Genomic DNA, 18,513 nt, shown 5'->3' with positions numbered 1-18,513 from the left:
TTCCTTTTAGGCAAATGAAAGAACCCGTGGTCATCGACGTAAAAGGGCGCCAAACCACTGCTTTGCAGACTCACTGCGTGTCCAATGGCTACAGTGGCCTACGCACTTACGCCGAACTGGTGCTGATCTGGCTCAGCCTCGAAACACCGGGACATTGCCGCCGGGCCGCCGACGGTCGCCGGCAGCGGACAAGAGCTGGCGCAGGCGCTCGATGTTTGCCTCACCGGTGACGAGCGACTCTGCGGAGGTATGCACCGAGTACCGTCCAAGATGGAGCTCGTGGGGATGGGGCACCGCACTCCCGATGACGATCACCGCGTCGCCGTCATCACACGCTTTCACAGTGAAAGGTTGTTCAGACTTCTCGAAGACGAGCATTTCGCCCGCTGTGGCGGCCGTATCCCCTTCCAGTTGGCCACTAGCCACTGCGAGCCACGCCACTGTCTGCTGCGCTGGCGGCACGAACGTCCATCGCGTACCCGCTTGGATCCGAAGGATCAGATAGGTGATGCCGTTGGGCGAGAGCGCTGGGCTCCGCACGCCTTCATAGGTCCCCAGGACCACGTGCGCAGGCCCGATGGTTGGCACCCTGTGTGCTTCAACGTACTGGCTTTCGACCGTCTCGTGCTCAAGTTCCGGTCCTAATGCGATCCACAGCTGAAAGCCTTTGACTCGGGGTGATGCCCCTGCGGACATCTCCTTGCCGTGCCAAACACCACCCCCAGCTCGCATCCACTCGAAGCCGCCAAATGCAATGCGCCCCGACCCGTCCGCCGGGTCGTCGAAGCGCAGGTCTCCCTCGGCAAGGACGGTAATCGTCGCGATTCCGGAATGCGGGTGGATCGAGAACTGCATGCTCGGGTCATGCAAGTCCAAGTCGAAGAGGTCGAGGAACACAAACGGCTTGAGAATCTGTCCTAAATCTCCAGGGCTCATCAGCCGGTTGATCGAACCGTGATTCGTGCCTCGTGTCCGATAGATGATCCGGCGGGTGGCAGTCACAGCCGCTATCTCTTTTAAACTGACTTGGTTCATGATTTGTCTCCGGCAAGTCGCTTCGTTGAGAATCGAATAGGTCTTCAGAACTGTGTGTCGTTCATGGCATTCAAGAAGGCCATCGGATTCCAGTACTCTCGATAACCGACTATCAATCCGTCTCTGAAGGTTGCAAATGTGGCGTAACTCATCTCATACGGATTTCCGTTGCTGATGACCTTGCCAGACACACTCCAGTCTGCAATTGCCAAGCGGGGATCATGCGTGGCATATATCGTCATCGTGGGTGTACTCTGCAAATCGATGACGCTGGGATAATCCTTTTGGTATTCATAGATAGCCGCGCGGCCTATCATCCTTCTGGGTGTTTCATCAGGCGCAAAAGGAAACTCGACGACCACGTCTTCGGCGCAAAGTTCAGCCCACGCTCTGATGTCTTTGGCTAGAAAGGTTTCCAGGCTGCGTCTGAGCAGTTGAACTGCGATCGAGTTTTGGTCTGCCTCTTGCAACCGGGCGGATTGAATACCTCTGGTGATCGAGGCCCAGCTCTGGTTTGCGGTTGTATCCTTATTGCTCACTTCACCACTCGTTTAATCCTTGACTCGCCTCATGCCGAGCGATGTAGGGAATTCTGGTGAGCTGAGTTGGATCGTGCGTTGCGTGGCTTGCGCTCTCGATGCCGATCTTGCGATTCCCAGCTTGGGGTGGTTGCCTGCCTTGCGCTCTCGTGCCGATCCTGCGGTTCGTGCGAGCTCTTTCCTGCACGCGATTGCGCTGGTGGCAGCGGGAACTTCATCACGCTGCGCCTGGGGCCGTGATCAGGTGATCAGGAACGGCTCGCGAGAACCTGCTCGCAGCGCCGGATCAAGGGCAGTAACGCTCGCGCCGCCCGGCCTCGCGGTCCTTCTTTGCCTCGCGAGCACATTCGACCTTGCGGCTGATCTCAAGGCTGTCCTTGCTCATCTGAGTTGCGAGCGCCGCGCGTTCCATCGCCTCGCGCTGTTTGCCGTCGCGTCGGTTCTGCTGCGCCAGCATGCACTCGGTGTACGCCTGGCTCCCCGGGCTCGCGCCAAAGTCGGCGCAGGTTGAGCTGTCCTGGGAAAGATTGGCGTGCCTTCTTTGCTCCGGCGAGGTGCATGCGCTCAGGCCGACGCCGATCAATGCCGCCAGACCCAGCGTGAGCAAAGGCCGCTGCGCTATACCAAGTCGAAACTGTTTCATGACCGTTCTCCTGTCTGATGTCATCCACCGCACAAGGTGTGCGGGCGGGGCGATGGCATCGCCCCACGACTCAGTAAAGCAGGTCAAGATTCGTCATCGTGGGCTGTTCGGACCCGCTGCGCGGAAGCTCCACTTTTGCGATCGTGCCGCCGTTGGGCGCGCCCAGGATAGAAACGGACCCGCCATGGCGCTCAACCACCTGCTGCACAAGGTGCAGACCGAGGCCGCTTCCCGCAGATCGCGGTCGCAGGCGATGGAACGGCTCGAACACACGTTCCCGCTCGGCGAGTGGTATTCCGGGTCCGTCGTCTTCCACCTCGAACCCTGTTCCAAGGACACGAACGGTCACCTTGCGTCCACCATGTTCGATGGCGTTCTGCACCAGGTTCGTTGCGACTCGTTCTATCGCCTGCGCATCGCCGCAGATCGGCTGAGCGGCGTGCACGATCACCTCGATCGAGCGATCGGCGGCGATCAGGAGGGGCGCCATGTCTCCCGCCACCCGGCGTAGCAGCGCAGCCAGATCGACCTCCTTGTGAGGCGGTGTCGCATCGAGGCGCTGGAGATCGAGCAACTGCTCGGTCAAATTCGCAAGACGGTCGATGTCGCCGGCCAGCCTGCGCGTAGATGCCTCCTGCGCCGCATCCACCTTGACGCGCAAGATGGCGATTGGCGTGCGCAGTTCGTGCGCGGCCGACGCGATGAAGCGGCGCTGTCTCTCGTAGCCCTCATCGAGGCGAGTCAGCGCTTTGTTCATCGCTTGCACGAGGGGCCGAATCTCGGACGGCACGTGCGCCTCGCTCAGCCGCATGCCGCGGCTTGCTGCGCCAATCAGCTCAGCCTCATGCGCGATCCGGGTGACGCCGGACAAGGAGCACCTGACGATCCAAGGGATGGCAATCAGTGACACAAGCCCCATCAACAGAAAGAGGGGGATAGCAACCACGCTGGACGCCAGCAGAACGGTGAAGCCCACCTCCTTGACCTTGCCATGGCCCACGATCGTCAGGGGTCCGATCGGAGACTCCTCGCGGCGAATCACGACGCTCAACGCATAGGGCGGCGAGCGATCCCGCAGGTGTCCGTACGAGAGCTGGGAAAGAAGGTCCTTGAACGCGACGACTTGCGCCGGAACCCTACCGAAGCTGACGCGAAGGCCGGAGTCGTCCTCGGCTACGAACCACAAGGTCGGCGCCTCGTCGCGAAGCGCGTCGAGCTCCGGCGTCATGCGCACGACGAGACGGCCATCGCCGCTTCGAGCGATGGACTTGGCTATGACGGGGATGATCGTCTCGTCGGTGTACTGACCCCCACTGTCCACGCGCGTCGCCAGCGCGACCAGGGTCAAAAAGCTCAGAAACAGGATGACGAACTGCAGCAGCAGGGGCTGGATCGTCAGAGGCCACTTCAGCGAGCGCGGCGAACGCTTCACGATCGCGCCTGCAGCAGGTAGCCGACGCCCTTGACGGCGTGAATCTCGACTCCGGCGTCTGCCGCAGCAAGCTTGCGGCGCAAGCGCGAGATGTGGGAATCCAGCGTGTTCGACTGAATGGCGTCGTCGAAGCCGTACACGCCTTGTTCTAGCACCTCTCGCAGGACCGTGCGGCCACGGCGCTTCACCAGGGTGGCCAGCACGCGCAGCTCTCGGCGTGGCAGCGTGAGGACCACGTCTGCGACGCCGGCCTCATTGTTGTGAACATCGAACACGAGCGCGCCGACCCGAATCTCCTCGACGCCCAGCTCGGCCGGACGACGGCGAATGGCCCGAATTCGCGCAAACAGTTCTTCGAGTGCGAACGGCTTCACGAGATAGTCGTCCGCTCCGACATTGAGGCCGCACACGCGCGATTCGATCTCTCCGTGAGCGGTCAGCACGATGACGGGTAGGCCTGGAATCGCCGCACGGAAATCCGGCAAGAGCGAGAGCCCCTCACCATCCGGCAACGTCCGATCAAGCAGGATCAAGTCGTACGCCACCGAGCGAGCGACTTCGCGAACCATGGAAAGACGGTTGACATGAGCAACCACGTACTTCTCGCGCCCCAGCGCGTCGCGCACGGTCTCCGCGAACTCGATCTCGTCCTCAACCCGCAAAATTATCATGTCTGGGTCTCATGCTTGTACGAGCTCGATGCAGAGCGCTCCCCGATGCCAAGCCTACCGATTCCGCATTGCCGCATCGTGGTGCGATCAGTCGTGCCGCAAGCTAGCGCCGAAGCAGCTCAGGCGGCGATTCGATCGGGCTCGTGATGTCGGCGCTGTGGCAGCCAGGCCGCCGGCAGCCCCGCCGGGAGCGCCGTAGGTCGCAGCGGCGAGTCGGCGCCAAGCAAGCCCCGCTGCGCACCGATCACGGTCGCCTGGGTCCGGCTGCGCGCACCCAGCTTGTCTAGGATGGTCCTCGCATGGGCCTTGACGGTGCCGAGCGCAATGCCCAGCTCCGACGCAATCAGCTTGTTCGACATGCCGCTGGCAATGAACTTCAGGATCTCGCTTTCGCGCATCGTCAGCGGCGTTCGCGTCAAGCTCTTGGCCATGAGCGTGGCCGCGGCTTTGCAAAGGTACGGGGAGCCTCGGCCCACCGCGCGGACCGCGCACACCAACTCGTCAAAGCAGCAGCTGGCGAGCAGATAGCCGCCAATGCCGCACTGGAGCGCCGTGCGGACGTCGGCTTCGCTTTCGCGCCAGGTGATCACGACCACTGCCGGCCCCTCACGCGCGCCTGAAGCGCAATGCCGGCCGTGCTGCGCCCACGCAATGCCGGTCTCGTAATCGCAGATCACTACCTGCGCATCCGGGAACGAGAGGCCATCGGACGCTGCGACGACCTCAATCCCCGGCGCCGCCATCAACGCGGCATGAATGCCGGCGGCCAGCAGAGGATCCTTGTGGCGCGCGAATGCGAGAAGGGGTTGGAAAGAGGTAGACATGGGCTTCGCCAGAATCATCTGCTGTAAGCCAACTCAGAACGACCACGCCGCACGGAGGGCGAACTGCTTGCCTTGGGTGCGGTTGCGCGCGCCGAACTCTTTGTAGAAGTGCGCCGAGATCAGCGGTCCCTTCGAGCCTTCCTCCATGAACCCGATGGCAGGGCCCAGTGCGATCACCCGAGCGCGATTCCCGTCTTCGAACCGGTTGCCGTTCACCTTGTCGTCGCTGAGCTGCCGGTAGAGATATCCGCCCATACCAAGCGTCCAGGGGCCGATGTGCTGGCCTACGGCGAATTCGTGCTGGTACTCGATGCCGGATCGGTACTGCGTGTCCTTGTTCTTGCCGTGAACGTTGAGCTGGATGTTGGATGACAGCTCCAGACCTGACGGGCTGATCCAGGTGAACGCGATGACGGGGGAGACCGTCCAGTGGTTGGCGCCGGTATTAATGATACGGTCGGCCTTGTAGCGACCGGTGGGCAGCTGCAGCTCCAGGCGCCCATTCACGAATAGGTTCGACGACGGTGTCCACTGAATGCTCAGCGGCACAAGGGTCACATCGCCGATGGCGGAATCCTTGCCCCGCAGCGTGAGCGGCTCTACCGGCCTGGGAACCGTAAGTCGGTTCGACATGTCCAGATAGGGCACGATGAGCGAGAAGCCATAGGTGCCGCCCAGCAGCGAAATGTCGGTGGTCTTGACGATGGCCAGCGCGGCGCTGTTTACCTTGAGCTTGACGGCCGTGGGTGGGCGATCACCGTTCGTGTTGCGCAGCTCGCCAGCCTTATAGGACGACGTGCGAATCGCGACGGTCAAGTCCGCTGAAGCCGGTGGGACGATGCCTGCGCCATAGTTGTTCACGCCGAAAGGTGTGATGGGCGCACCGTTCTCCACGCCATGGGCGGTTGAAGCGGCACAGCTCAGCAGAACGGCCATCCATTGCATGACTTGCGCTAGGAAAGGGGAGCGTTTCATGGAAGCCCTCCGGGGGTTCAAGGTGTTGCAAGGGTGCTGGGCACGGGCTTGCTGATCCCGCGCTGTGTGGAACGCGAGAACTCGCGAATTCGTTTGTCGGACTCGACAGCCCGCCTCGCAGCAGCCACCAGGCGGTCAATCTGGTGTTCCGGAAGCGAGAGCCGCGTCGGGATCGAGTTCAACTCGCGTTCTTCCTCTTCGGCAAAGTTGGCGAAGCTGATCTGGGTGGCGATGAACGTCACCTCGTCGCAGCGCCAATCCACCTGTGCGGCGCGAAGTTCGTCCTGCTTTTCTTGCGGCAGCCCACAGCGGAACTCGACGATGTCGCGCTCCCAGTCGCGCATCAAGGACTGGAAGCCTGCGTAGCTCAAACGCATGGTGCTTTCGATCGCCGTATCGATAACACCCTCCGCGATGGCAAAGGCAGAGGGCCCGGCAACCTCCTGGCTCCAGTCCGAACTCGCTGCCTGACCCGCATCCACCACCACGAAAAGCAGCCGCTTCACGGTCAAGGCCTCGTTCATCGGGATCGGACCATAAGGCGTGTCGAGAAGGACTCTCGACTGAAGGATGGAAACCAGTCCGAGGTTGTCTGTGATGCCCCCATCGACCAGCTTCAAATAGCGCCCTGTATCCGGTCGCAGCGAATCTCGGTGGAAACGTGCAAGCGCCTTGCGCAGCCGGTACTGGTCATCACGCTCGTCGCCATGGGAGATGGCTCGGACGTTCTGAGGCTTCGATTCGCAGGACTCGGGGAATCGCTGCAGCACAACGGGTGCAAACACCAGCGGTACCGCCATCGAGGCGGCAACGGCTTCCGACACGGGGTAGCTCGCTAGGTCGCTGCACAGTGCGTCAAAGGCTCGCTGGTGGAACGGGAAGGCCAGCCGGTACTGCAAGTTCGTGGCGTTGATCCACACCTTGGGCTTTGCATCGCTGGACATGTCTGCGAACGTTGCGCCTTTGAAGACCTTGTTCTCAAGCCACGAGCCGAAGTCCGTGCGGTCGTTCAAGCCACCCGCCAACATCCGGCGAATGTTGTTGGGGTTGAGCAGGCTCAGGCGCAGGCCCGCCTCACCGTCACGAAGCAGGACTTCCGACCGGAAGGCGTTCATTCCTGCGGAGCCATGGACGCCCAGATAGGCCGCCGTGAGCGAGCCACCGGACACGCTGGAAACGAACCTCACCTCATCCAGCAGATTGCGGTTGGCCGAAGCCGGCTGGTCTCGCAGGCCTTCGAGAACGCCAAAGGCAAATGCCGCGGCACGCAGTCCACCGCCGGAGAAGCTCAAGGCGACGATGCTCTCGGTGGGCGCCTGGCTCTCCTGGACGGTTCTGGCGGATGCCGTCAACGGGATGTTCTTCGGCGTGTTGAGGGGCGCGCCAGCGCAGCCGACGAGCAGCATGGCCAAGGGCCAAAGGAGCTGATGGACGTACATGTCGCGGCCCTCGGCTTCAGAACATCGTGCCGCTCATGGCGGCCATGAACGCCATCGGGTTCCAGTACTCGCGGTACTTCACGATCAACCCATCCTTGAAGGTCACAAAGGTGGCGTAACTCATCTCGTAGGGGTTGCCGTTGCTGATCACGCGACCAGACACGCTCCACTCGGCAATGGCCAGATCAGGGTCGTCGGTGCCCCGGATGGTCATCGTGGGAGCGCTCTGCACGTCGATGACACTGGGGTAGTTCTTCAAGTACTCGTAGATGGCCGTACGTCCGATCAACTTCCTGGACCCGGGGTCGGGTGCGAACGGGAACTCGACGACGACGTTCTCGTCGCAGAGTTCCGCCCAACCCTTGATGTCTTTGGCCAGGAAGGTGTCGAGGCTGCGCTTCAGCAGTTGCGCGGCGGTGAGATGAGCGTTTTGCATGGTTTGGAGGTCCAGGTTGGCGTCGCAGAATGAAGGCGGACGTGCCTTGCGACGGGCCCTTTTGGGGATCGGCGCGTCCGGAGGGGTCGCTGCTACCGATCGCGTCTCAGATCATTCGGGTGGCCACGCGTTCGGCGAGCATCATGGTTGGGAAGGCCGTAGCGACGGAAGGCACGTCCGGCCAGATCGATGCATCCACAACGCGCAGCCCCTTGATCCCACGGACGCGTCCGTCGATGTCCACCACGGCATCGGGATCTCGCGGTCCACCCATGGGGACGGTGGAGGTTGGATGGTGATAAGTCAGCACGTTCGCCGCCAGCGTTGCGCTGACCGCTGCGCGATCAGCATGTGCTGCGCCTGGTGCCAGTTCGGCACCGACGATGTCGGCGAACGGACGCTGCCGCGCGATGTCGCGGATGATCTCGATGCCGTCGATCAGACGCTCACGATCCCCACGGTCCATCAGGAAACCAAGGTCGATGACGGGCGCAACGTTCGGATCACGGCTTGAAATGGTGAGTGAACCCACCGAGCGCGGCCTCACTAGGGCGGCGAACAGCAGGAACATCGCCTCGCCGGGGCCCTGGGCGCCCCCAGGCATCGGTGCGGTGCTGATGTTCAAATCACCCTCGTCGCCTGCGCCTTGACGAGACGATGTCCACAGCATGGCGCCGATGGGCGGATAGGGAAGCCCGACAGCTTCCTTGCGGATGGACCAAACGGTGGGAACCAGGGGATGGTCCTGCAATCGGCGACCGACTGGCAGGTCGGCCACCAGAGGAATGTCAAGGCGGCGCAGCAATTCGAACGGTCCGATGCCGGATCGCATCAAGATCGCCGGACTAACATAGGTACCTGCCGACAAGATGACTTCGCCCGCCAGGACGATCTCACCGCTCGCCAGTCGTACCCCCGTCGCTTGACCTTGCTCCAGCACGACGGCGTCGACCAAGGTCTCGTCGCGGATGCTCAGGTTGGGTCGTGCTCGCACCGCCTCTCCGAGGAGGGTCATGCCCATATTGAGTCGAACGCCCATGCGGGTGTTCATCACGTACGGGCCGACGCCCAGAGGCTGCTCGGTCGCAAAGCCCGCCGAGCGCTGGTGGCCGGCGGCCATCGCGGAGGCGACGAAGTCGCGATGCTGGTCGGAGAGCTCTTCATCGCCGAGCTGGTGGATCGGGAACGGGCCGTCACGACCTTCCCCACCGACGCCAGAGGTTCGCTCCAGGGAGCGATAGAACGCCTGCGAACCGCGCCAGTCGAGGTCGCTCAGGTCGTGCGCTTGGGTCCAGCGGGCGTGATCGGACTTCGGCAGCCGGATGGCCACAGCGCCGTTGATGGCCGAGGAGCCACCGAGCACCTTACCTCGGTTGAGCTGCAGCCTTCTTCCCAGCACGCCGGGCTCGCTCTGAAAACCCCAGTCGTGCTGCGGGTCGCCACCCACCAGATCCTGACGGCGGACCGGGTCCGGGTAGGCGTCGGGTACGTACGCCTTGCCCGCCTCGATCAGCAGGACCCGGCGGGCCGGGTCGGCACTCAGTCGGTTGGCCAGCACGGCACCCGCGGATCCGCCGCCAACGATGATGACGTCGAAGGGCTTTTGCTTGTCGCTCATGTGATTGCTCCAGAAGGTTCTCTTGCGCCTGGCGGTTACCAAGCCGTGCAGAGAATTCTTCCAAGCCAAGCACTGAGCTGCGTTGCAGGCTCTGCGGTGGCGGTGCAGAACTTGCGATTCGATCTGATGGCCGTTGACGCAGGCCTGGGCGAACGGAACGACCAGTGACGCAGCCGCGGCTCGCCGATGAGATGGACGATACGATTCAGTGCGCCGGCGAGCCGGCCTCAGCCAGCGTCAACACGAAACGCAACGCCTATGGCGCTTCCTGGGAGCTGCTGGACACTGGCTAAAGCCGCACCAAACGGCGGTACTCGGACGGGCTTCTGCGCTGGTACTTGATGAAGGTCCGTGCCAGCACTTGACCGGATGAATACCCCACCTCGAGGGCTATTTCGTTCATCGAAAGCTCTGTGAGCCGGAGCAGTTCGCAGGCCTTCTCCATCCTGAGTTGCGTCAGATAAACCCTCGGCGGCACGCCGACGCTCTGCTTGAACATGCGCGCGAAATGAAACGGCGACAGCTTCGCCTCGGCCGCCAGTTCGTCGAGGCTGATGTCTTCCGACAGCCGCACTCGCATCATCTCCACGCAGCGCCTCTGGGCCCAAGGTGCGAGGCCGCCGTTGACCGGCGCGAACGGCGTACCACTGAGACGGCACAGTTCGGCAAGGATCTCGCAGCCTGCAGCGCGTACCAGAAGACGTGAAGGCGCCCCCTCCTCATCAGCCAGAGCCCAGAGATTCCTGAACGCGGAACGGATCGCCGGCGAATGGAAGCCGCCCTGGTAGAGCCGCAGCCCCTCCACCGTCAGTCGGCCGTCGCTAGCTTCATCAAGCACCAGCTGCCAATTCGACCAAGGGAAGGCCAAGCTGCGAACGTGAGATCTGCGATCGACCGAAATCACATTCGCGACGTTTGGTGCCGCCAGAAAGAAGCCCCCCTCCTCGCTGGTTGCGTTGAAATATCCGCCTCCCGCGTCGCCGCGAACACGGTTGCCTGACTGCTGGCTCTGATGCAGCATGAGATCTGCCAGGGGAGGATGGGACACGTCGCCCGCCGGGCGCACCGCATCTAGCAAGTTGAGGATCTCGCCCGGAGCCTTTCTCGTCCGGATGTAACTCTCCTGCTCGCCTAGCCGGTACCACTGCGAGAGTGAGGGGTTGGTCGACACAGGTAATTCTCCGAATCTGGTAGCGCGAATGTTAAGCGTTTGGCCTTGGATGGACCCATGCAAGGGGATCGAAACCCTCAGGCGCCGAGAGGGTTTGATCGGCGTTGAACCTCACCCCGTAGCCGTACCTTGCGCGACCAGGAGCTACGCACGAGATGGCGCACCCAGGACTAGGCATAACGCCGAAGCCAGAAGTCAGTGCACCGGTAGGCTGCACTCAGCCAGGGTCGGCGGGGAGCGAGACGCCTTTGGCGGAAGCCGACTAAACCCGCACCAAACGGCGGTACTCGGACGGGCTTCTGCGCTGGTACTTGATGAAGGTCCGTGCCAGCACTTGACCGGATGAATACCCCACCTCGAGGGCTATTTCGTTCATCGAAAGCTCTGTGAGCCGGAGCAGTTCGCAGGCCTTCTCCATCCTGAGTTGCGTCAGATAAACCCTCGGCGGCACGCCAACGCTCTGCTTGAACATGCGCGCGAAATGAAACGGCGACAGCTTCGCCTCGGCCGCCAGTTCGTCGAGGCTGATGTCTTCCGACAGCCGCACTCGCATCATCTCCACGCAGCGCCTCTGGGCCCAAGGTGCGAGGCCGCCGTTGACCGGCGCAAACGGCGCGCCACTCAGACGGCATATCTCAGCAAGAATCTCGCAGCCTGCGGCTCGCACCAGAAGACGCGACGGCGCCCCCTCCTCATCCGCCAACACCCATAGATTTTTGAACGCAGAGCGGATGGTTGGCGAATGGAAGAAACCTTTGTAGAGCGACAGCCGCTCCACCGAGAGCTGTCCTTCGCTGGCTTCATCAAGCACCGTCTGCCAGTTCGACAGAGGGAAGGCCAAGCTTCGAAGCAGATGATTTCTCTCTACGTGGATCGAATGTGCGAAGTTCGGCGCACCCAGAAAGAAGGCACCCTGCTCGCTGATCACGTTGAAGTGCCCGCCTCCCGAGTTGCCGCTAACGCGGCTGCCGCCAAGCTGATCCTGGAATAGGATGAGATCTGAAAGGGGCGGTAGCGGCGTATCACCAGCCGGGCGAGCCACCTCGAGCATGCCAACGATCTGGCCCGGAGATTTCGTTGCCCGGACATACGATGCCTGCTCACCTTGGCGGAACCACTGCGACAGAGAGACGTTGGCGGGCATGGCTGCTATTCCAAATCTGTTGCGTCAAATTATAGTCAGTTGGACGTGAACGGCTGAAGCGCTCCGGCTTTCACCAAGCCTCCATGGCTTGAGAACATGTAGCCGATGGGAGAGCGTCACCAACCGAGTCGCCGCAGCTCGTCAAGCGGGCGTGCGCGCGTGGTCTGCGAGACTGTGGCCCAGCACAGCTCGCAGGGGGCGGCCACGCAACGTGTTTGACTTAGACGCTCCGAAAGCTGGAACGGAATGGAATGGTTTTTTTCGTGCGGTCGGTACAGGAAAGGTCTTGAGCGTCGGGTAGTGTCAGGTCGCAGGTAACTCAATCGCTCGCAGAAGGCGCTCGAGGTTTCGCTCGCCTTCTCTCGTTTGCGCACCGGCATGCAACCCGCCTCTGATTAGCTGCTCCGCTGCGGGACGTGCGAACAACGATGCCCACGCTGCATGCTCTCGCGCGAATCCTTCTCGCAGGCTTGGTGCAGCGACAGCAGTCTTGGCTGCTTCGATAACACCTGGCGGCAACTCGGCGATGTTTTTCGCGATCCGGGCCACGAAAGCGTCGAGTTCGTCGTCTCGAACGGCTCTGTTGATCCATCCGTAAAGTTCCGCGGTCTTGCCGTCAATCAGATCAGCGCCGAGAATGACTTCTAATGCGCGCCCACGGCTCATGCGGTGTGCCAAGTACTGTGTCGCTCCCCCCCAGGCGTGATGCCCATCAGCGCCTCGCACTGTGCGAGGCCAGCACGTGTGTCGGAAGCGAAAGCCATGTCGGCAGCCGCGACGAACTCAGCACCGCCCCCGCGAACCAAGCCGGCGAGCTTGACGATCGTCACCTGTGGCTGCGCCCGCAGCAACTCGGCAAAAGCTTGGAATGGGTTCAGGCCTTCCGGAGAGTCTTTTGCAAGTTCATCGAAAGCGTTCGGCTCGTCAATCAGCGTCATGTCCACGTGCGCGATGAAGAAGTCTGGGTCGGCGCTCTCAAACACGATGACCCGCACCTGAGCATCGTCCCTGGTGTTCAACAAGACGGCCCGAAGCTCGGTCATGAGCGGCACGTCGAGGACGTTTACAGGTGCGTTGTTGATCGTGACGGTTAACACACCCCCTTGGAGGGCGATGCTGAGTCTGGAGTAGCTTTGAGTGGACACTGGACTGGACACGGGAGTGGCCGCCTGGGGGGGGGGCGCGCGATAGTTACGGTGATATGGATTAGGTATTAAATGCATACTTAGCGTCAATTACGCACCCAAAGCATCCTAAGTATGCCCAGGCATACCGTCACCTATGAAGCTATCTCCTTTCGCTGACTCCGATCCCGTCTACCGGGCTGACTGTCCCAGCCGCGTCATCCTCGACCAGATAGCCGACAAGTGGTCAATGATGGTTCTGGCGGTCCTCGCGGAACCCCGTCGATTCAACGCAATCAAGCGTCGCCTGAACGGGGTCACCCAACGTGTTTTGACTCAGACGCTCCGAAAGCTGGAACGGAATGGAATGGTTTCTCGTACGGTCGGTACAGGAAGAGTCTTGAGCGTCGAATACTCGCGACCCCCCCTTGGCCATTCGCTGCAGGAGCCGTTCTCAGTCCTTTTTGACTGGACCATCGCCAACATGCCAACGATCCTGGAGCATCAACGCCGGTATGACGAGCAATAGTGTGGATCGACACTCACAACGGTGGCAGAGGCCACCGAGCAACATGGACACCAGCTTAGGAAGCCGCACTAGCGCTCACAGCGCAACGAAGACAGTACTTGTTCTTTGCCTTTGGGACTACTCGAGCCTCGTCGGCGGTGGCGAGATGGCGACATCGGCTACCACCCCTGCCACCAGCGCCCGCCGAGCCGACTCGCACTGGAGGACGCCGTGCTCAGCGAGCGCATCCGCGCGCTGCTTAGCGAGCCAGATGCGACCTCTGGCGCGACTCGCCGATGCAACGCACTGCACAAAGCCGGCAGCCCATCGGCAAGCCGCGCGAGGCGTGGCTGCCGGGCTGCAAAGGAAAGCCGGCGTCGCACGTTCGCCATAACAACGCGACGGAGAAGCGTCAGCGCCCGGCACCCGACCTGGCGCATTGCCACTTCGAGACCTACGGCTCTAACTCACTGAGGGCGGCCGACATGACGTACATCCCATCTAGGCCGGCTGTTGGCGCCGACTTCGAACTGAGCCGGCGTGCCGACACGCAACTGAGCCAGGTAACTCGCTTTCCGGCGCATTTGACATTGGGTCCGGAAGGCAGGGAATGCGGCTCATCGAATCGTCGGCACGAACACCGTGTGTGGCTCACTCCGGCGACGGCGCTAACATACCAGCCTCAATCAACCTGGGCGTCACGGGCGGGCTGCTGGCGGGCGGAATCCTGTATTCGCTCTGGGAGAGCCGGCGGTCCGCTGAGCAGATGCCTGTCAACAGAGTTGCTGCGGCGGACAGTCTCACGCTCGGGGCCGTGCCCGCACATGCAGGCGCGCTCGCAGGTCGTCGAGCAACGTGCGCGCCGGTAACGACAGCACACGATCCTGCCGCCAAACCAAGTGCCATTGCCGCCTTAGAGGGAAGCCGGCCACCGGCAGGACCGCCAGGCCGTCACGAGCGGGGTCCTGTGACAGCGTGTGGCGTGACAGCACGGCCAGGCCGAGGCCCGCGCGCACGGCATGCTTGATCGCTTCGTTGCTACCCAGGGCCATGCGCGGCAGCCAATAAACGCCTCGGGCAGCGAAGGCTTGCTCGGCAGCGGCACGTGTGCCCGATCCAGCTTCGCGAACCAGCAAGGGCTCGCCAGTCAGATCGCTGAGCCTCAGCCGGCGCCGGTGCGTCAGGGCATGCTCCGTCGGCGCAATGATCACGAGCGGATTCTCGAGAAAAGGCCAGCGGGCCAGCGGAAGGTGCTGTGGCGGAAACATCATCGCAGCCAGTTCGTCATCGCCCCGCTCAAGCCGGGCGACAACGGCATCGCGGTTCTCAACTGCAAGCTCGATCTGGATGCCTGGGTACTGACGTGCAAACGGCCCTAGCAGGTCGGGTAGAAAGTACTCAGTCGTCGTGACGGCGGCAATGCGCAGACTTCCGCGCCTAAGTCCTTGCAGGGCGGCGGCGTCATCCTCGAAGCCTCGCCACGCCGCACCCATCTCGCGCACCGCTAGTGCCAGGCGCTCGCCCACGGCAGTCGGCACCAAGCGGCGCCCCTGGGGCTCGAAGAGAGCAAGACCGAGCGAAGCTGCCAGCTCCTTCAATTGTGTAGACACCGTGGGTTGCGCGAGATGCAATGCACGTGCCGCATGACCAACACCTCCCAGCCGTACCACGGCTTCGAAACTGCGCAGCTGCACAAGAGTGGCCCGAGATGCACGCTCTAAGCCTGTCGGCTGAACTTGACCAATCATCGAAATTTCCGATCTATTGAATTGAAACATATTAATTGTTTCAATCTATTTTGCAGATGAAGATCTCGCTTCATCATGCATAACTTCCTCGACCCCGCGATCCTGTTTTTCGTTTTCGGCATCATTGCCGGCACTTTGCGCTCAAACCTGGAGATACCTGCTCCGATCGCGCGCTTCCTATCGCTATACCTTCTGATGGCACTGGGCCTGAAAGGTGGGTTCGCTCTGGAAAAGTCGGGCCTGACGCCCGAAGTGGCAACAAGCCTAGGTTGCGGACTCGTGCTGGCCATCGTGGTCCCGATGATCGGCTATGGACTCCTGACCGGACGTCTGTCGCGCTTCGACGCAGCAGCAATCGCTGCCACCTATGGCTCGGTCAGTGCGGTCACCTTCATCACTGCCGTACAGTACCTTGAGTCACAAGGCATTGATCATGGCGGCCATATGGCGGCCGCCATGGCCTTGATGGAGTCGCCTGCGATCGTGATGGCCGTCGTGCTGGCAAACATGGCACGGCGGCGCGAGGAGACAGTGGCAACAGGTGCGCCTCACGGCATCGGCAAGATTCTGCACGAATCGTTCACTGACGGAACACAGCTGCTGCTCTTGGGTGCGATGGTGATTGGCCTTGCTACAGGAGAGTCGGGCCAGCAAGCGATGCAACCATTCTCGGGAGACCTCTTCAAGGGAATGCTCGCGTTCTTCTTGCTCGATATGGGGCTGTTGACGGCCCGCAACTTCGGCGCGCTCAAAGGTCAGTCTGCGTGGCTGCTGGCTTACGCGATCTGCGGGCCGTTGTTTCATGCGGCACTTGCACTCGGCCTGGGCAGCATTGCCGGCTTGTCTGTGGGCAATACAACACTGTTGATGGTGCTGGCGGCAAGCGCTTCGTACATCGCCGTGCCGGCCGTCCTGCGCGAGGCAATTCCGGAGGCAAGCCCGTCGGTGTATTTTGGCATGTCGCTCGGTCTGACCTTCCCTTTCAACATCCTGGTCGGCATTCCACTTTATGCGGCGGCGGCCCAGCATCTAGCCTGAGTGAACAAAATGACTGTTCTGAAAATGGCAATGAGTTTGGCATCGGGACCGCATACAAAGTGTCCTGTAGGCGGCACTTCTGCCGCGCTTGCACCTCGTGAACTGAGGCGGGTCCGGTCTGGTGCTGATATTGGTGGTCGGCGATGCGCACACCACCACCCGGATTTGATTCCCGACTGGACTTTGGCGATGGCATCAGTTTCATCAAATCGTCACGCATCGAAAGCGACGCTATGCAGATTCGTACGCGATGCCTAACAGCCCCACGCGTGCGCCGGCCTTGGTCGAACTGGGAAAATACGGGTTTACCCTTTCATCAGCTCATCCATGAACTCCGCACTCCCGTCGGTGACCACATTGCTCGCCGCTGAGCTGGACCGGCTGATCGCGTCTCAGAGCTTCGACATCCACTTTCAACCCATCGTCGATGTACAGCGTGCACAGATTCTCGGCTACGAAGCCCTGACCCGCGCCCCGGCCAATTCGGCCCTGCATTCGCCGCTGGTGCTTTTCGAGGTGGCGGCCAGTCTCGGGCGACTGATCGAGCTGGAGCGACTGATTGTGCGCCGCATCATGCGACGCTTCGTCGAGCTGCACCTGCCTGGACAGATTTTTCTCAACGTCACCGCCGACACCCTGATGGCAGCCGAACATCGTGGGGCACTGATCTCCGAGGAATTCCGGTCTTATGAGCTGGAGGCCTCTCGCGTCGTGGTCGAACTGACCGAGACCCGGCCAATTCTTGACTTGGTGGCGCTCGGAAACTCTGTTGAAACTCTCCGCAGCCTGGGCTTCAGGATTGCTCTTGACGACCTGGGCGAAGGCTTTTCCAGCCTGAAGCGATGGGTCGACCTGCGGCCCGACTTCGTGAAGATCGATCGGCACTTCGTCGATGGCGTGGCGACCGATCCACTCAAGCAGCAATTCGTCCGCTCCATTCTAGAAATGGCGGCTACCAGCAGCGCAGCCGTGATCGCCGAAGGTCTTGAACAAGAAGGTGACCTCCAGGTGCTCCGCAGCCTGGGCATTGATCTGTGCCAGGGCTATCTGTTTGCCCGCCCATCGCTTGCGCCTCGCACCAGCTTGCGCGCTGATCTGGATGCCTTGCTGACCGTCGCAGTCGGTAGCAATGCACCTCAGGGCCGTGAGGCCGAGGCGGCCCTGACTTCCGCCGCACAACTGGCCCGCAAAGGCCCAACCGTTGATCGGTCTGTCAACTGCGCCACCGTCATAGATATGTTTCGCCGCGACGAGCATCTTTACTCCCTACCTGTACTGGACACCGATGAGCGTCCGCTGGGCATCCTTCGCTCGATGAGCGTGCTCAAACGCGGTGCGGAACGCTTCTTCATGGAGATTTTCGGACGCAAGAGCTGCGTCGAACTGATGGACGTCAACCCCCTGGTCTTCGATGCCAGCGCCAATCTCCGCTGCATGAGCGAAGCCGTTGCCAATATCGACGATCGCTACATGGTTGATGGCTTCGTGATTACAGAACACGGTCGTTACCTGGGCGTTGGCCGAACCTCCGACCTGCTGAAAGTAGTGTCGGATCGCCAACTGCGCATCGCCACGAACGCAAATCCACTCACTCTGCTGCCGGGTAACGCTGCCATTGATCGCAAGCTCGACCGGCTGCTCAACCGCGCTGAAGACTTTGTGATGGCCTACTGGGATATCAACCACTTCAAACCCTTCAATGACACCTACGGCTACCGTGCGGGTGATGACCTGATCAAGTTCGTTGCCGAGTTGCTCACCGATGTGGCCGCCATCGACGGCAATTTTGTCGGCCACATTGGCGGCGATGATTTCGTGATGCTGCTGACGCAGCCAGCCTGGCAGGATCGACTGCAGGAGGTCTGCCGCCGCTTCGACACGGAAATCGCTCAGCTTCTGCGGCCCGAGCATCTGCAAGACCGTGGCTATGCAGGCAAGGACCGCCAGGGTCATCCGGTATTCCATCTTCTGCCAACACTGAGTGCTGGCGTGTTGCGCATCGAGCCGGGCCAGTTCGCCTCGGCCCGTCAGGTCTCGCTGGCGATGACCGACCCTCGGCAGCAGGCCAAGCTGCTGTGCAAGGCCAGCGGCTACTTCGTGGAACGCCGCAAATCGACCGCCTTGGCGCCTTCACAATAGCCTGGACCTGATCGGTTGATCCAGGGGCG

At 61.6% G+C, this 18,513-nt stretch carries 18 protein-coding genes; 4 read left to right on the top strand and 14 right to left on the bottom strand.

The window, feature by feature from the left end; translation table 11 throughout:
- Window positions 1-132 precede the first annotated feature (132 nt).
- From O5M90_RS00155 to O5M90_RS00100, 12 genes are all read right to left on the bottom strand, one after another.
- A complete protein-coding gene (locus tag O5M90_RS00155) occupies window positions 133-1,035 on the bottom strand; it encodes a pirin family protein (protein ID WP_269838459.1) in 903 nt (300 codons plus the stop codon).
- A 44-nt stretch (window positions 1,036-1,079) separates the two neighbouring features.
- Window positions 1,080-1,574: a nuclear transport factor 2 family protein gene (locus O5M90_RS00150; RefSeq protein WP_269838460.1), complete on the bottom strand. Its 495-nt coding sequence runs from the start codon at window positions 1,572-1,574 to the stop codon at window positions 1,080-1,082.
- A 286-nt stretch (window positions 1,575-1,860) separates the two neighbouring features.
- Window positions 1,861-2,217 carry a hypothetical protein gene (locus tag O5M90_RS00145; RefSeq protein ID WP_269838461.1) on the bottom strand — a complete coding sequence of 119 codons (357 nt, stop codon included), beginning with the start codon at window positions 2,215-2,217 and terminating at the stop codon, window positions 1,861-1,863.
- 70 nt (window positions 2,218-2,287) lie between these two features.
- Window positions 2,288-3,649 (bottom strand): sensor histidine kinase, encoded by a 1,362-nt coding sequence (locus O5M90_RS00140; RefSeq protein WP_269838462.1) that lies wholly within the window; start codon window positions 3,647-3,649, stop codon window positions 2,288-2,290.
- Complete coding sequence (locus O5M90_RS00135) at window positions 3,646-4,320, bottom strand: response regulator (RefSeq protein WP_269838463.1); 675 nt, start codon at window positions 4,318-4,320, stop codon at window positions 3,646-3,648. Before O5M90_RS00135 ends, O5M90_RS00140 begins: the two co-directional genes overlap by 4 nt.
- 119 nt (window positions 4,321-4,439) lie before the next feature.
- Window positions 4,440-5,144 carry a LuxR C-terminal-related transcriptional regulator gene (locus O5M90_RS00130; RefSeq protein WP_269838464.1) on the bottom strand — a complete coding sequence of 235 codons (705 nt, stop codon included), beginning with the start codon at window positions 5,142-5,144 and terminating at the stop codon, window positions 4,440-4,442.
- Window positions 5,145-5,177: 33 nt separating this feature from the next.
- Window positions 5,178-6,119: a SphA family protein gene (locus O5M90_RS00125; protein WP_269838465.1), complete on the bottom strand. Its 942-nt coding sequence runs from the start codon at window positions 6,117-6,119 to the stop codon at window positions 5,178-5,180.
- A 17-nt stretch (window positions 6,120-6,136) separates the two neighbouring features.
- A complete protein-coding gene (locus O5M90_RS00120) occupies window positions 6,137-7,558 on the bottom strand; it encodes a patatin-like phospholipase family protein (protein WP_269838466.1) in 1,422 nt (473 codons plus the stop codon).
- Between the two features lie 16 nt (window positions 7,559-7,574).
- Window positions 7,575-7,994, bottom strand: coding sequence for a nuclear transport factor 2 family protein (locus tag O5M90_RS00115; protein ID WP_269838467.1), 420 nt, complete (start codon window positions 7,992-7,994; stop codon window positions 7,575-7,577).
- A gap of 106 nt (window positions 7,995-8,100) precedes the next feature.
- Entirely contained in the window at window positions 8,101-9,612 is a 1,512-nt protein-coding gene (locus O5M90_RS00110) for a GMC family oxidoreductase (protein ID WP_440401752.1), read from the bottom strand.
- Window positions 9,613-9,901: 289 nt separating this feature from the next.
- Window positions 9,902-10,783 carry an AraC family transcriptional regulator gene (locus O5M90_RS00105; protein ID WP_269838469.1) on the bottom strand — a complete coding sequence of 294 codons (882 nt, stop codon included), beginning with the start codon at window positions 10,781-10,783 and terminating at the stop codon, window positions 9,902-9,904.
- Window positions 10,784-11,045: 262 nt separating this feature from the next.
- A complete protein-coding gene (locus O5M90_RS00100) occupies window positions 11,046-11,927 on the bottom strand; it encodes an AraC family transcriptional regulator (RefSeq protein ID WP_269838470.1) in 882 nt (293 codons plus the stop codon).
- 441 nt (window positions 11,928-12,368) lie between these two features.
- Here O5M90_RS00100 and O5M90_RS00095 point away from each other — a divergent pair, with 441 nt between their 5' ends.
- The gene (locus O5M90_RS00095) at window positions 12,369-12,575 is read left to right on the top strand and encodes a hypothetical protein (RefSeq protein WP_269838471.1); all 207 of its coding nucleotides are present in this window, start codon (window positions 12,369-12,371) and stop codon (window positions 12,573-12,575) included.
- A gap of 14 nt (window positions 12,576-12,589) precedes the next feature.
- On the opposite strand, the gene O5M90_RS00090 is transcribed toward O5M90_RS00095, so the two are convergent.
- Window positions 12,590-13,072 carry an enoyl-CoA hydratase/isomerase family protein gene (locus O5M90_RS00090; RefSeq protein ID WP_440401751.1) on the bottom strand — a complete coding sequence of 161 codons (483 nt, stop codon included), beginning with the start codon at window positions 13,070-13,072 and terminating at the stop codon, window positions 12,590-12,592.
- A gap of 136 nt (window positions 13,073-13,208) precedes the next feature.
- Between O5M90_RS00090 and O5M90_RS00085 the strand changes: the two genes are divergently transcribed.
- Entirely contained in the window at window positions 13,209-13,580 is a 372-nt protein-coding gene (locus O5M90_RS00085; RefSeq protein WP_269838473.1) for a winged helix-turn-helix transcriptional regulator, read from the top strand.
- A gap of 779 nt (window positions 13,581-14,359) precedes the next feature.
- Here the strand turns inward: O5M90_RS00085 and O5M90_RS00080 are convergent.
- On the bottom strand, window positions 14,360-15,337 hold the full coding sequence (locus tag O5M90_RS00080) for a LysR family transcriptional regulator (protein ID WP_269838474.1): 978 nt from the start codon (window positions 15,335-15,337) through the stop codon (window positions 14,360-14,362).
- Window positions 15,338-15,382: 45 nt separating this feature from the next.
- Between O5M90_RS00080 and O5M90_RS00075 the strand changes: the two genes are divergently transcribed.
- On the top strand, window positions 15,383-16,345 hold the full coding sequence (locus O5M90_RS00075) for a sodium-dependent bicarbonate transport family permease (protein WP_269838475.1): 963 nt from the start codon (window positions 15,383-15,385) through the stop codon (window positions 16,343-16,345).
- 327 nt (window positions 16,346-16,672) lie between these two features.
- Complete coding sequence (locus O5M90_RS00070) at window positions 16,673-18,484, top strand: bifunctional diguanylate cyclase/phosphodiesterase (RefSeq protein WP_269838476.1); 1,812 nt, start codon at window positions 16,673-16,675, stop codon at window positions 18,482-18,484.
- Window positions 18,485-18,513: the final 29 nt, after the last annotated feature.

Origin of the sequence: Paucibacter sp. M5-1, from assembly GCF_027498415.2 — a bacterium.
Lineage (GTDB): Bacteria > Pseudomonadota > Gammaproteobacteria > Burkholderiales > Burkholderiaceae_C > Roseateles_E.
Note: the sequence above shows the minus strand (reverse complement) of the source record. Positions and strands in the feature narration are given on the sequence as shown.

What these genes read in the sequence shown, in the direction of transcription:
- O5M90_RS00100 (WP_269838470.1), bottom strand. Translation starts at nt 11,927, where the DNA reads ATGCCCGCCAACGTCTCTCTGTCGCAGTGGTTCCGCCAAGGTGAGCAG.
- O5M90_RS00075 (WP_269838475.1), top strand. Translation starts at nt 15,383, where the DNA reads ATGCATAACTTCCTCGACCCCGCGATCCTGTTTTTCGTTTTCGGCATC.
- O5M90_RS00085 (WP_269838473.1), top strand. Translation starts at nt 13,209, where the DNA reads ATGAAGCTATCTCCTTTCGCTGACTCCGATCCCGTCTACCGGGCTGAC.
- O5M90_RS00115 (WP_269838467.1), bottom strand. Translation starts at nt 7,994, where the DNA reads ATGCAAAACGCTCATCTCACCGCCGCGCAACTGCTGAAGCGCAGCCTC.
- O5M90_RS00095 (WP_269838471.1), top strand. Translation starts at nt 12,369, where the DNA reads ATGCTCTCGCGCGAATCCTTCTCGCAGGCTTGGTGCAGCGACAGCAGT.
- O5M90_RS00155 (WP_269838459.1), bottom strand. Translation starts at nt 1,035, where the DNA reads ATGAACCAAGTCAGTTTAAAAGAGATAGCGGCTGTGACTGCCACCCGC.
- O5M90_RS00120 (WP_269838466.1), bottom strand. Translation starts at nt 7,558, where the DNA reads ATGTACGTCCATCAGCTCCTTTGGCCCTTGGCCATGCTGCTCGTCGGC.
- O5M90_RS00080 (WP_269838474.1), bottom strand. Translation starts at nt 15,337, where the DNA reads ATGTTTCAATTCAATAGATCGGAAATTTCGATGATTGGTCAAGTTCAG.
- O5M90_RS00145 (WP_269838461.1), bottom strand. Translation starts at nt 2,217, where the DNA reads ATGAAACAGTTTCGACTTGGTATAGCGCAGCGGCCTTTGCTCACGCTG.
- O5M90_RS00070 (WP_269838476.1), top strand. Translation starts at nt 16,673, where the DNA reads ATGAACTCCGCACTCCCGTCGGTGACCACATTGCTCGCCGCTGAGCTG.
- O5M90_RS00110 (WP_440401752.1), bottom strand. Translation starts at nt 9,612, where the DNA reads ATGAGCGACAAGCAAAAGCCCTTCGACGTCATCATCGTTGGCGGCGGA.
- O5M90_RS00125 (WP_269838465.1), bottom strand. Translation starts at nt 6,119, where the DNA reads ATGAAACGCTCCCCTTTCCTAGCGCAAGTCATGCAATGGATGGCCGTT.
- O5M90_RS00130 (WP_269838464.1), bottom strand. Translation starts at nt 5,144, where the DNA reads ATGTCTACCTCTTTCCAACCCCTTCTCGCATTCGCGCGCCACAAGGAT.
- O5M90_RS00135 (WP_269838463.1), bottom strand. Translation starts at nt 4,320, where the DNA reads ATGATAATTTTGCGGGTTGAGGACGAGATCGAGTTCGCGGAGACCGTG.